The 12980-nt window shown below is 41.4% G+C and carries 12 protein-coding genes; 6 read left to right on the top strand and 6 right to left on the bottom strand.

Annotated features, from left to right (window positions below; all coding sequences use genetic code 11):
- Positions 1-14: 14 nt before the first annotated feature.
- Positions 15-2513 (top strand): phosphoenolpyruvate--protein phosphotransferase, encoded by a 2499-nt coding sequence (gene ptsP, locus H6F47_RS00060; protein ID WP_190647184.1) that lies wholly within the window; start codon positions 15-17, stop codon positions 2511-2513.
- Between the two features lie 131 nt (positions 2514-2644).
- Here ptsP and H6F47_RS00055 read toward each other — a convergent pair whose 3' ends face one another.
- A complete protein-coding gene (locus tag H6F47_RS00055) occupies positions 2645-3271 on the bottom strand; it encodes a CPP1-like family protein (protein WP_190346721.1) in 627 nt (208 codons plus the stop codon).
- A 562-nt stretch (positions 3272-3833) separates the two neighbouring features.
- Here H6F47_RS00055 and H6F47_RS00050 point away from each other — a divergent pair.
- Positions 3834-4541, top strand: a complete 708-nt coding sequence (locus tag H6F47_RS00050; RefSeq protein WP_137668342.1) for a response regulator transcription factor — start codon at positions 3834-3836, stop codon at positions 4539-4541.
- Between the two features lie 145 nt (positions 4542-4686).
- On the opposite strand, the gene H6F47_RS00045 is transcribed toward H6F47_RS00050, so the two are convergent.
- The gene (locus tag H6F47_RS00045; protein WP_096571693.1) at positions 4687-4896 is read right to left on the bottom strand and encodes a DUF2811 domain-containing protein; all 210 of its coding nucleotides are present in this window, start codon (positions 4894-4896) and stop codon (positions 4687-4689) included.
- A gap of 691 nt (positions 4897-5587) precedes the next feature.
- Entirely contained in the window at positions 5588-6238 is a 651-nt protein-coding gene (gene hisIE, locus H6F47_RS00040) for a bifunctional phosphoribosyl-AMP cyclohydrolase/phosphoribosyl-ATP diphosphatase HisIE (protein WP_096571692.1), read from the bottom strand.
- A 204-nt stretch (positions 6239-6442) separates the two neighbouring features.
- On the opposite strand from hisIE, the gene hemL reads away from it, so the two are divergent.
- Together hemL and H6F47_RS00030 are read left to right on the top strand one after the other, a co-directional pair.
- Positions 6443-7741, top strand: a complete 1299-nt coding sequence (hemL, locus tag H6F47_RS00035) for a glutamate-1-semialdehyde 2,1-aminomutase (RefSeq protein WP_096571691.1) — start codon at positions 6443-6445, stop codon at positions 7739-7741.
- Positions 7742-8519: 778 nt separating this feature from the next.
- Positions 8520-9440, top strand: a complete 921-nt coding sequence (locus H6F47_RS00030; RefSeq protein ID WP_137668343.1) for a M23 family metallopeptidase — start codon at positions 8520-8522, stop codon at positions 9438-9440.
- Positions 9441-9799: 359 nt separating this feature from the next.
- Here the strand turns inward: H6F47_RS00030 and H6F47_RS00025 are convergent, their stop codons facing one another.
- The gene (locus H6F47_RS00025; RefSeq protein WP_137668344.1) at positions 9800-10594 is read right to left on the bottom strand and encodes a L,D-transpeptidase family protein; all 795 of its coding nucleotides are present in this window, start codon (positions 10592-10594) and stop codon (positions 9800-9802) included.
- 549 nt (positions 10595-11143) lie between these two features.
- Here H6F47_RS00025 and H6F47_RS00020 point away from each other — a divergent pair.
- Both H6F47_RS00020 and H6F47_RS00015 read left to right on the top strand, forming a co-directional pair.
- Positions 11144-11800, top strand: a complete 657-nt coding sequence (locus H6F47_RS00020; RefSeq protein ID WP_096571688.1) for a sigma-70 family RNA polymerase sigma factor — start codon at positions 11144-11146, stop codon at positions 11798-11800.
- Between the two features lie 161 nt (positions 11801-11961).
- Complete coding sequence (locus tag H6F47_RS00015) at positions 11962-12597, top strand: transcriptional regulator (RefSeq protein ID WP_137668345.1); 636 nt, start codon at positions 11962-11964, stop codon at positions 12595-12597.
- Positions 12598-12657: 60 nt separating this feature from the next.
- On the opposite strand, the gene H6F47_RS00010 is transcribed toward H6F47_RS00015, so the two are convergent.
- Both H6F47_RS00010 and H6F47_RS00005 read right to left on the bottom strand, forming a co-directional pair.
- Complete coding sequence (locus tag H6F47_RS00010) at positions 12658-12813, bottom strand: hypothetical protein (RefSeq protein ID WP_162501914.1); 156 nt, start codon at positions 12811-12813, stop codon at positions 12658-12660.
- Positions 12807-12965, bottom strand: coding sequence for a zinc ribbon domain-containing protein (locus tag H6F47_RS00005; RefSeq protein ID WP_347239050.1), 159 nt, complete (start codon positions 12963-12965; stop codon positions 12807-12809). The genes H6F47_RS00010 and H6F47_RS00005 overlap by 7 nt, the downstream gene beginning before the upstream one ends.
- Positions 12966-12980: the final 15 nt, after the last annotated feature.

Here is a 12980-nt window from a genome sequence, read left to right as displayed (position 1 = left end):
GCTAAGGTATTACAGTGGTTGGTATTGTTATTGTTTCGCACAGTAAACAATTGGCTCTGGGAGTACAGGAACTAGCTGCACAGATGGTTCAAGGCAAAATTCCCCTCGCTGTAGCAGCAGGTGTTGATGATCCAGAACACCCACTAGGTACAGATGCGATCAAGGTTTATGAAGCGATCGCCTCTGTATTCTCAGATGATGGTGTTCTCGTGCTGATGGATTTGGGTAGTGCTTTAATGAGTGCGGAAATGGCTCTGGAGTTTCTACCCCCAGAACAACGAGAAAAAATCTATTTATGTGCAGCCCCATTAGTAGAAGGCGCTATTTCTGCTGTTGTTGCTGCTGCTGCTGGGAAAAACATCCAGCAAGTGATCACGGAAGCACAAGGGGCATTAATAGCAAAAGCAACTCAGTTAAATTTAGTCACCAGTCCATTATCAGACTTCAGTACACAAACTGGTAATACAGCAGCAATTCCTACCCAGGAAATTCGCCTCAAAATTACTAACCGCTTAGGTTTACACGCTCGTCCTGCTGCTCAGTTTGTAGCCACGGCATCCCGGTTTAAATCCCAAATTAAAGTACAAAATTTAACCAGAAATACAGAAGCGGTCAGAGGTGACAGTATTAACCAAGTTGCTACTTTGGGAGTACGTCAAGGACATGAATTGCTGATAACTGCTACTGGTACGGATGCCCAAGAGGCGCTAAGAGCTTTACAAGGATTGATTATTAACAACTTTGGTGAAGATGATAGCATTATCGCAATACCAGCCCCCCGTGAGGAAGTTACATCACCAACGGAAGGAGAACTCATAGGAATTGCTGCTTCTTCTGGAATAGCGATCGCCCCATTAATTCATTATCAATCTGTCACCATCCCAATTACAGAATATCACATAGAAAATGTAGAAATCGAGTGGCATAGATTACAATCTGCTATCCAAATAGCTAAACAGGAAATTGCTTCTTTACTTTCCCATACATCAATACAAATTGGTGATGCGGAAGCGGCTATTTTTGATGCCCATCTGTTATTTTTAGCAGATCCAGTCATGCTAGAAGCCGCACGTCAGCATATTGTTGAAAAACGCCTTAATGCAGAAGTATCTTGGCAAGCTGTAGTTGATGAAGTAGCAAATTCTTACCGTAAACTAGAAGATGCTTATTTACAAGAACGAGTAGATGATGTAGTTGATGTCGGGCGTAGGGTGTTAAGAATTTTACTTGGTAGTCTGCCCACTGACTTGCACATCACAGAACCATCAATTATTGTCGGTACAGATTTAAGTCCTTCAGATACCGCTAAACTCGATCCAGCTAAAGTAATGGGCATTTGTATGACTTCTGGGAGTGCAACTTCCCATAGTGCTATTATTGCCCGCACATTAGGCATTCCAGCGGTTGTGGGTGTAGCTCCTCAAGTGTTAACCTTAGAAAGTGGCACTTTGATGGCAATTGATGGCGAAAGCGGTAAAGTTTGGGTAGCACCACCAGCAGAAACATTAACAGCCCTAGAAGCCAAACGTCAAACATGGCAAACCGCCCAAGCCGAAGCGAAAGCTAAAGCACATCAGCCAGCAATTACCCGTGATGGTCGGAGAATACAAATTTTTGCTAATATTGGTAGTATTGCCGATGCCAAAACCGCTGTCAGTCATGGTGCAGAAGGTGTGGGTTTACTGCGTACAGAGTTCTTGTATCTGGAAAAGACAAAAGCACCCACAGAAGAGGAACAATTAGAAGTTTATCAGGCTATAGCTCAGGTTTTAGACCAGCGTCCCTTAATTATTCGTACCCTGGATGTAGGTGGAGATAAACCACTTCCTTATCTGAGTTCCTTGAGTGAAGAAACCAACCCCTTCTTAGGTGTGCGGGGAATACGTTTCTGTTTAGAAAATCCTCAATTCTTGAAAACTCAATTAAGGGCAATTTTACGCGCCAGTTACGGTAATAATATCAAAATTATGTGGCCAATGATTGCCATTTTAACAGAATTACGAGCAGCTAAAGCAATTTTAACCGAAGTGCAGGCAGAACTGCGAGCAGAGGGAATAGCTTTTGATGAAAAAATGGCAGTGGGAATGATGATAGAGACACCCGCAGCAGTAGCTATTGCTGATCAGTTAGCTCAGGAAGTGGACTTTTTTAGTATAGGTACAAATGATTTAAGTCAGTATGTGATGGCAGGCGATCGCACTAATCCCAAAGTAGCAACTTTAGCCGATGCTTTGCAACCTGCGGTATTACGTATGATTCAGCAAACAGTACAAGCTGCCCATGCTGCTAATATTTGGGTGGGGTTATGTGGAGAAGTGGCCGCAGAAACCTTAGTAGCACCCATTTTATTAGGTTTGGGATTAGATGAATTAAGTGTCAATCCCCAAGCTATAGCATCATTAAAACAAGCTATTTCCCATTTAACCATCTCAGAAGCCCAAGCGATCGCATCTGTAGCATTAACACAAGATTCAGCCACCAGTGTTAGAGAATTAGTTTATCCTATAGGGTAAAATATATAGCAGGAGTCAGGAGATCAAAGGGTCAGGAGTTGAGAATTAATTTATTTTTTCTTGCCTCTTGCCTCTTGCCTCTTGCCTCTTGCCTCTTGCCTCTTGCCTCTTGCCTCTTGCCTCTTGCCTTATCAACGCAGAAAGCTGCTAATTAACCACATCAAAATAAACGTCAGAACCGTAGAAAACTGATTTGCTGTAATATTGATTAAAGCTAGTTGCTGTAATACAGGTACTGCAATCAATCCCCCAGCTATTAAGCCAATAATAAGACTTGCCAGGGTAAACAAAACTGCTCGACCAAATTTATTTTCCTTGCGGTTGAGAAAATAAATACTGACTCCAACCCCAACCACCAATCCCAGTTGCAAAACCTGATCGCTGGCAGTAGGAACAAATAAACTAATAGCACTTAAACCCAGGAACCAAGCTCCTGGTGCGAGTACATCTGATAGACTCGGTTGATCCAATATTCGTTGCAGCCATGCAGGTGACTGATCACGAGTAGCCGGACTTTCTTTTTGTGGAGATGGAACTCGCATTTCTGGAAAGCGGATACGCTCTGGTACTTTAATTTTACCTTCTTGGCGCATTCGTAAGCGATCCATTAGAATCGCATCATAAGCTGCTTCAATTAATTCCCGACCCTTGCTATCACCACCATGTTGCTCCAACAGGCGATTGCGAGCGTCCTGAATTTCATCAAAACTAGCATCTTCTGATACCCCAAGTTTTTGGTAGGGATTTTGATCGCTCATGGCAGTGTGTTACTTCAGCCCTAGTCAGCAGCAGTCTTTTGTTGAAGAAAAAACAACCTTAAGTTCTATGATAATCGAAACAGTGCTTTCGGCCGATTCTTATCCTCATAATCAGGATATTAGCACAGCTGAGTTTATTCGACTCAAGAATTTAAACCATAGTTACTTTAACATATTGCCATCACAGACATCCATCAAAGGTTTTCAACCTATTTTCTGATAACCATATTGATTAATGGTATAAAATCGCATATTGATTTGAAATTAAACCGTTTTAAATTGCTGTTTCACTAAGCTAAGTACACACTATGCAAACTGAAACAGAAAGCTACAAATAGGGTCAAGAAAACCATACGGTAGATATAGTACATATTCTGAAATGCAGACCTGATACTCGTAAAATTAGTGTCTACATCTTTCATAATTGTAATTACAGTTTATTGGAACAATCAGGATACTCTTATCTACTCCTTGTAGATTTTTCAGTACAGCCAAAGAGGAAAATGCGTTTTTACGTAATATCTCTGTTAATCATAATGAATTTTTGTGCAAAGTAATGGTCATGGCTCCTGCCAAGATTCTTGTAGTTGATGACGACCCCGCCGTTCGGAATTTAATTCAACGCTTTTTGATCAAACAGAATTATCAAGTAGAAGCTGCCGAAGATGGTAAGACTGCCCTCAACTTATTTGAGCAATTTAACCCAGACTTGGTAATTCTAGATGTAAACCTACCAGATACGATTGGTTTTAACCTGTGCCAAGAGATGCAAAGCCGAAATGGCGTTTTTGTCCTTATACTCACCAGTCGCACAGATGAAACTGACAAAATTCACGGTTTTTCCAAAGGTGCTGATGACTATCTCACCAAACCCTTTGGACTGGGAGAGCTAGAGGTCAGAGTAGCAGCAATTTTGAGGCGACAGCGGGTTGTTACCACCGCAGAACAAAAACGCCTCATTTTTGACAAACTCATAATTGACCCGGTGCGGAGAGAAGTAACACTTAATGACGAACCAGTACCCTTGACCGCTTTGGAGTTTGATTTGTTGCATTTTTTAGCCAGTCATCCAGGTCGAGTTTGGCGGCGATCAGAACTTATACAAGAGGTTTGGGATTATGAATATGTAGGAGATCAGCGAGTTGTCGATGTTCACATCGGTCAAATTCGCAAGAAAATTGAAATTGATGCTAGTCAACCAGCATTAATTCAGACCGTACGTGGTGTAGGTTACAAATTTGAATCTACTACCAATCCACAAAACGAATAACTCTAAGGGTATTGCGTGTAGGGTGTCTGCTGTATTACATCACCCTATCACCCTATCACCAACCTCTCACAGTGCTAATACTTAGGGTTTGCTGAAAAAGTCTTTTCTTAGAGACAGGGAACAGGGAATAGTTTCAAGAGTTGGATCAAAGAAATTTTTGTTCTTGATGAAACAAAGTTTCTAAATAAATACGAGCAGCATAGCGATCGCTCTCTCCATTTTGCAGCAAAAACAACGATAACGCCGCAGTTAATACTCGGTTTTGATCCCACTCAGGATGGGTTTCTAAATAGTTTTTGAGGGATTCGTGGAGTGCTTCGGGAATCACTGTAAAGATACTAACTGTTGTGTTCATAAGATTTCCCTTCTATACGGTCTATCAAGAAATTTTGCTTGCATTTATCCGAATTTTGGATTTTGGATCGACCCACAAATAAATCAGGGGCATACCATCAAGGAATTATTGGTCAAGTATTGTCACCAGCCATAAAATCCCCACTCATACCTGAGTTCACTGTGCAAAATTGATGCTCATGTCGGAACGGAATAAAAAAGCAAGCCGAATCATTGTGCGCTCAGAGGGGGTGGGTTTGTCAATGCTGCGAAATGTTAAAAATCGGTAGTTAAAAAATAAATACTCACGAAATAATCAGGGCTAGAGCTATATTTTTGTTACTTAATTTAATAAAAACTCAGTTGGTGATGTAGTTCAGTCATCAAAGCATAAAATCCCCAGTAAGCCAGCAAGGCTTTGTTAGTTCGTCAAGCATCTGTGGAAAACTGGCAAACTTCCTGTGGAAATTCTGTGGAACTAAAGAGGATAATAGCCGCAAATAATAAGAATTACAAAAATATCAAGGTTTAGTAACAATTTAGCTCAGTGTGACTTCGATTTGAGAGCCTTTCTTGCAGAACTAGCAACTTACGTTAATAAATGGGTCATTGGTAATTGGTAATTGGTAATTGGTAATTGGTAAAAACTCTTACCCAGTCCCCAGTCACCAGCGATGCACTGAGCTTGTCGAAGTGTCCCCAGTCACCAGTCCCTATTTCCGGCGTTCTTGTAATTTCCGATAAACAGCTTTTAAATCAACTTGATGATGTGCTAGAGCCACCAGGGTATGATAAAACAAATCTGCAACTTCTCCGGCGATCGCCTCAGCATCATCATCTTTGCAAGCCATGACAACCTCGGCGCTTTCCTCACCAATCTTTTTCAAAATCTTATTATCACCACCAGCCAATAATTTGCAGGTATAGGAATTTTCATGAGGATGATCACGGCGATCGCAAATTACCTGAAAAAGCTGAGATAACATATCTGCTGGAGGTGGTTGAACCTTGCCATCAACCTGATGAAAACAACTGCGTTCCCCAGTGTGACAAGCAATATCTCCCAACTGCTCAACACCAATCAGTAAAGCATCACTATCACAATCATAACGAATACTTTGCACCTTCTGAATATGTCCAGAAGTAGCGCCCTTATGCCAAAACTCCTGACGGGAACGACTCCAAAACCAAGTTTCTCCAGTTTCCAAAGTCTTTTGCAGAGACTCCTGATTCATCCAGGCCATCATCAATACAGTACCATCTAGATAATCTTGGATAATCGCAGGTACTAAACCTTTGTCATCGTAACGAATTTTTTCCACAGGGATGGCAGATTGGAGCGTTAGCAGTTCAGGAGAAGACATACAAAAACTAGAGTAAGTTAACAATTATTAATCAATTGCAGATGCTAACAGGAGTTTAGCAGAAAGTGGTGATTGGTGATTGATGATTGGTCATTGATGATTGGGAAAAATATTACCCATTACCCATTACCCATTACCCATTACCCATTTAGTCCTATCCTAATTAAAGAAGCTCAATTTAATTACCACCTATAGGAGATAACCTTGGTAAACACCACAATTAAAACTACAAAATCACAAGAAATCTTTGCTGCTGCTCAAAACCTCATGCCAGGAGGCGTTAGTTCTCCCGTGCGTGCTTTTAAATCTGTTGGTGGACAACCCATAGTATTTGATCGTGTTAACGGAGCATATATTTGGGATGTAGACGGCAACAAATATATAGACTACGTTGGTACTTGGGGTCCTGCTATTTGTGGCCATGCCCATCCAGAAGTAATCAGCGCATTACACGCAGCTTTAGAAAAAGGCACTAGCTTTGGCGCTCCCTCCGTGCTAGAAAATGTCTTAGCAGAAATGGTAATAGATGCAGTTCCTAGCATCGAAATTGTGAGATTTGTCAACTCTGGAACTGAAGCCTGTATGGCCGTCCTCCGGTTGATGCGAGCTTTCACCAACCGCGAAAAAATCATTAAATTTGAAGGTTGCTATCACGGCCACGCTGATATGTTCCTGGTTAAAGCCGGTTCTGGTGTAGCTACACTCGGTTTACCCGACTCCCCAGGAGTACCTAAATCTGCAACTAGCAGTACCTTAACTGCGCCTTACAACGATTTAGAAGCCGTTAAAGCCTTATTTGAAGAAAACCGTGATCAAATAGCTGGTGTAATTCTTGAACCTGTTGTTGGTAATGCAGGTTTTATTCCTCCCGATGCTGGTTTCTTGGAAGGTTTACGGGAACTTACCCACGAACATGGAGCTTTATTAGTATTTGACGAAGTGATGACAGGCTTCCGTATTGCTTACGGTGGCGCTCAAGAGAAGTTTGGCATCACTCCCGATTTAACCACAATGGGTAAAGTCATCGGTGGTGGTTTACCAGTAGGCGCTTATGGTGGTCGTCGGGATATCATGTCAATGATTGCCCCCGCCGGTCCTGTATATCAAGCTGGTACTCTTTCTGGAAATCCCTTAGCGATGACTGCGGGAATTAAAACACTAGAATTATTACAAAAACCAGGGACTTATGAACAGCTAGAGCGCATCACCAAAAAACTAGCTGATGGTTTGCTCAAAGTTGCTCAAGAAACAGGACATGCTGCTTGTGGTAGTCATATCAGCGCCATGTTTGGCTTATTTTTCACCAGTGGTCCAGTTCACAACTACGAAGATGCGAAAAAGTCTGATACAACCAAGTTTGGAAGATTCCATCGTGGGATGTTAGAGCGTGGTATTTACTTAGCACCATCTCAGTTTGAAGCTGGGTTTACTTCTTTAGCCCACACAGATGAAGATATTGAGCAAACGTTAGCCGCTGCAAAGGACGTGCTTTCTAGTCTCTAATTTCTGGGGACTGGGGATTGGTGATTGGTGATTGGGGACTGGGTAAAAACTAAATTCTTACTTTTGCCTTGTACCTATTCCCTGTTCCCTATTCCCTATTTTTTAACAACCACATCCTTTATGTCGACAACCTTTGACAGTTTGATGCAGATGCAAAAAAGCTAACTAAGTAGTCGTGCAGAATAAATTTTATATTTGGGATAGGGAACAGGGAACTCTTAACAGTGAACAGATAAGGAATACAGAGATTTTTGTTTGTTCCAAAAATGTTAAATTAATTCTGCCCAGGTACTTAATAGACCTCTCCGAAAAAGATGTAGGGACAATTCATGAATTGTCCCTAACAAGGGTTTGCTTATATCCGACTTTCCGCACTTCAAAATGTACTACGTTAATACTTCAATAAATTTTACAAAAAATGTTGATATTATTCAGTATTTAAACGTATGAATTATAGCCTTTCGTCGATCGCTATTCAACCACCATTAACCCCAATTTTCTTAATTTTCATGTATTACAAAGCGAAGTGCGGAATGTGGGTTAGAACTACGAAGTAGAACCCCATAGATTTAGTTGTCAAGGTACAGATTGCCGTTAGGCAGTTAGGTTTTTATACAGGTTAATTACCGTTCCTGTTGAAAACAAGATATCATGACTGCCCCACGCATGGGCAATCCGTTCGCCTACATCCACTGTTCCTTAGTACGATAAAGTATCATAGCAAGGCGTTGATACTTTATCGGGCGTGGTTTTGGCTCACTCAATTTCTTTATAACCTATGACTACCAAAGCTCAAGTTATTAATTTTCAGGATAAGTTACAGCGTGTTGGTGTCAGCAGTGTCACTAAGATGTTAATGGGAATTCTTGCGGCTGTTCCCATAGCACTAAGCTTGCCAGCAGAGGCTTTAGAAGTACAGATTTTACCGGAAAAAGTGCAATTGGGAGATACAATTTCCGTATTAATTGAACCAGAAAGTGGAGAACAGCCTGGTATTCCTACGGTAACAGTTGGAGAACAAACCTATCCAGCCTTTGAAATTGCCCCCAATAAATACCGTGCTTTTATTCCTACCACTCCATTAGAAGAACCAGGAGTAAGACAAGTTACTGTGTCAGGAGAGGGACAGCGACAAAGAAATTTGGCTGTGTACGTAGGCGATCGCAAATTTCCCATCCAACGTATTAATTTACCCCCAGGAAAAGCCGGAGTTAAAGCAACAGAATATGAACTAGAACGAGTTAAAGAGTTTAAAGCCCTACAAACACCTGACAAATATTGGGACGGTGTTTTCCTGAGACCAAATCAAGGACGGATGACCACAACCTATGGTGTAAGGCGCTACTATAATGGTAACTTTGCCAATGATTACTACCATCGAGGACTAGACTACGCTGGTGCAGCAGGTTCAGATGTAGTTGCCCCAGCAGCAGGAAGAGTGGCTTTAGTAGGCACAGTATCCCAAGGTTTCATAGTTCATGGTAATGTAGTTGGCATTGACCACGGTCAAGGAGTAACCAGCATTTTCATGCACCTCAGTCGGATTAATGTTAAAGAAGGTGATATGGTCAAAGCTGGTCAACTAATTGGTGCAGTAGGTTCTACAGGTGCTTCTACAGGACCTCATCTACACTGGGGTTTATATGTCAATGGAAAATCTATTGATCCTTCATCTTGGAAAACAAAGATAATTGATTAGTAATTAAGAATTACTAATTCATAATTCATAATTAGGGTTTGCTGAAAAAGTCCCTTCGTTGAGGCAGGGAATAGGGAATAGGGAATAGGGAATAGTTTGAGCTATCTGTTATCCCCAGATTTTCTAATTTATCAGACCCAAAGTGCACAGTTTTTAAGGTATACCCTTCAAAAATCTTGCACTTTCTTTCCTCCTGATCAGCCTCAAACCTTTGATTTACGAGTATTTTGGGTTTATTCAGCAAGCCCTATTTAGGATTTTGGATTTTGGATTTTGGATTGTTTCTGTCAACTCCAATCTAAAATCTAAAATCTAAAATTATTCTGACTCCTGTCTCCTGCCTCCTGACCACTGCTATTTTAGTCGCGCACTAATACTGGTGTGCCTAAATCTACTTGCTCATATAACATTCGCACATCAGGGTTACGCATTCTCAAGCAACCATGAGACACGGCTGCACCTATTAAATCAGTATCAGGTGTACCATGAAAGCCAATTTCGTTTCTGCCATCTGACCAAAAACCAATCCATCTGTCTCCTAAAGGACTATCAGTACCAGCTTCATATATTTTCCCTGTAATTGGATGTTTCCAAATGGGATGATGCTCCTTATGTATGACTTGAAAACTACCTGTGGGCGTTTCCCAACCTTTTTTACCGATAGCAATGGGGTAACTAGCTATAACTTGGTCATAGCGGTAAACATAAACCCGGTGATCGCTTAAATCAACCACCACTTCTGTCTGAGTAGATTGAGAACCTTGAACAGACGTGGACTCATCCACACCGCGAAAGAAAAAGCCCTTTGGTTTGCTGTTTGTCTTCTGCTTCTCGATCTGTTCTGGAAACACCAACTTTGTATTTTTTGGTGTATCCGCAGCACTAGCTACATATTTTTTCCCAGCAGTAGAATTTGATGGAGAAGAGGGAAAAGACGCGCCGAAAGCGGTTTCCCCAATGCTAATACCTGGAGAAATATTTTTACTAGAGTCAGTCGGGGAAGTAGAATTTTTCCTTAATGTAGTGGATACCGACGGATTTAACTGGGCTGTTGTTCTCATACTGTGCCAATGGACAGCCAGAGATAAAATTGCTGTGCCAAAACAGAGGAACATTACCATCCGCGCTACAGATTCATTTCTTGCCATTGCCATTGCTTATTGTGTATCCCTGACATATCTGGCTCATTAAAATTAATTATGGACTGCCAACAGCAGCCAATTAGCAAAGAATTTATCAATAATTATCAGTTATCTCATTACCCTGACAATATCTTTATAATTTAGAAGTTTTAGGAGTCAGGAGTCGTAGGGGCGAAGTAGGGGCGAAACATTCGGAAAATAACCTGTGATAAAAATTGATAGTTTATCGCCCGAATGCTGATGCTTCCAGCACGCTTCGCGAACGCCCGTACAGGAGTCAGGAGTCAGGAAGAAGAGGGTAAATATTTCTTCCCAGTCACCATTCACCATTCACCAGTCACCAGTCCCAATTGTCAAGGGGTAGTAGTCAGTTGTTTAAGTGAATACATCCTACTGATTTTTTTCCCTATACTCAAGACTCGGCATTGTAGACTCAACACTTTTTTTATAATTCCTGATTTATATTTCTGTGTTGATCTCATAAATCCGTCACTTAACCCAGGAACATCTCTCTAATTATCTAGTCTAATAGGAGGGGATGATTTACAGCCAGTACGATCTATGAGTCAATCGATTACTGTATCCTGGTCAACTGTTGATGCCAATTATTCACAAGCATCGGTGCAAGTTGACAAACTCTCAAACCACGATCTTATTTTACGCTGTCAAGCAGGACTGCGCCCAGATAAAGCTGCCTTTGCAGAACTCTTACGGCGCTATCAGACTCAGGTCGATAAGGTTTTATACCATCTGGCTCCTGATTGGTCTGACAGAGCCGACTTGGCTCAGGAAGTGTGGATTCGAGTCTATCGCAATATTAACCGCTTACAAGATCCTGCTAAATTTCGGGGTTGGTTAAGCCGTATTGCCACTAACTTGTTTTACGACGAGTTGCGTAAACGCAAACGGGTTGTTAGCCCCCTGTCATTGGATGCTCCCCGCTCGGTAGACGACGGCGAGATGGATTGGGAAATTGCTGGTGATACACCAGGACCAGAGGAAGAACTCACTACTAGAGAATTTTATGAACAACTGCGAGATGCGATCGCTGATTTACCAGAGGTGTTCCGTACTACAATTGTCCTGAGAGAAATCGAAGGATTACCCTATGAAGAAATTGCCGAAATTACTGGCGTTTCTCTAGGAACTGTAAAATCGAGAATAGCTAGGGCTAGATCCAGATTGCAAACCCAGTTGCAAAGTTATCTAGATGGTTAAGTAAATTTACAACATCTTTCCTTAATTCAATGGTAGAATTTTAAAAGAACAAGAACTGTGGTGAAATCTCAATTTTTTTCTACCATTTGGAAGTAAAATTGCTTAAATTCTCAAATTTATCCGCTGTGTTGACCCGTGTATGACTTGGTAAAAACGTTAAGATGAATACTGATTCTCAGTTTGATGACCGTTCCCCCTCCCAATTCCCTAGTGATGTAGCAAATGGAATGGCTAAATATACCAATGAATCAACGGGTACTAAGGATATGGAGAAACGTGATTGCCGACAACACAACGAAACTGACCGCTTTGAGTTATTAAGTGCTTACCTAGATGGCGAAATTACCGCTGGTGAACGTAAGCAAGTAGAACAATGGCTGTCCACAGATGAATCAGTTAAGTGTCTGTATGCACGACTTTTAAAACTGCGGCAGGGTGTAAAAACCATGCCCATACCAGCATCTGCACAGCCTCCAGAAGTGACATTCCAGCAAGTCTGGAAACGCTTGAGCTACCGTTACCAACTAGGTTGGATGTTTGGAGGGGCTGCTGTAGCGGCTTGTATCATCGGCTCAATCTCAGGCTTTATTCCCGGTAATACATCCAAATTACAACTGGCACAACAGAAAATACAGCCAATAACGGTAACAAGTCAGCCAGCAGTTTCTACCTCACCGTTAATGGTAGCCTTGAATAACCCAGTCATTGAAATTCCCAAAACAGCAGTAGCTTCTCCAAGAAAACCAGTTACAGAGTCAAAAACTCTCCAAAAAGATTCAGAGTTAAACATTAACTAATGAGTTGACAGATTACAGAACAGGCAACAGGTAACATATTACAGCTTCAAAGCTGTGAAGTTAACTATTCCAACAACCATCCAGTTGAGGAATACCACGGAGTTGGTAAACCTTTTCTATCGTCATCAAGTACACCCAAGCCCAACCTAAAGACAAGCGGTCTAAATCAAAAATTTCGATATATTCCGATACAAAAAAGCTAACTAATGCTAACAAAAGTTGGCTTTTTCTTCCTGTTTCACCCTAGCAGTGTCGGCACTATCTAGTCCACAGGCTAACACGATCAATCTGACCGCTTCTTGTTTTAAATTAATCGCAGCGTTTAAATCTCTGTCAATCTCAAAGCCACAACTATCACATTTAAACACTCTTTGAGATAATGA

The sequence above is a fragment of the Sphaerospermopsis sp. FACHB-1094 genome, assembly GCF_014696195.1.
Classification (GTDB): Bacteria; Cyanobacteriota; Cyanobacteriia; order Cyanobacteriales; family Nostocaceae; genus Sphaerospermopsis; species Sphaerospermopsis kisseleviana.
The sequence above is the reverse complement of the archived record's forward strand: the minus strand, read 5'-3'. Positions and strand labels throughout refer to the sequence as shown.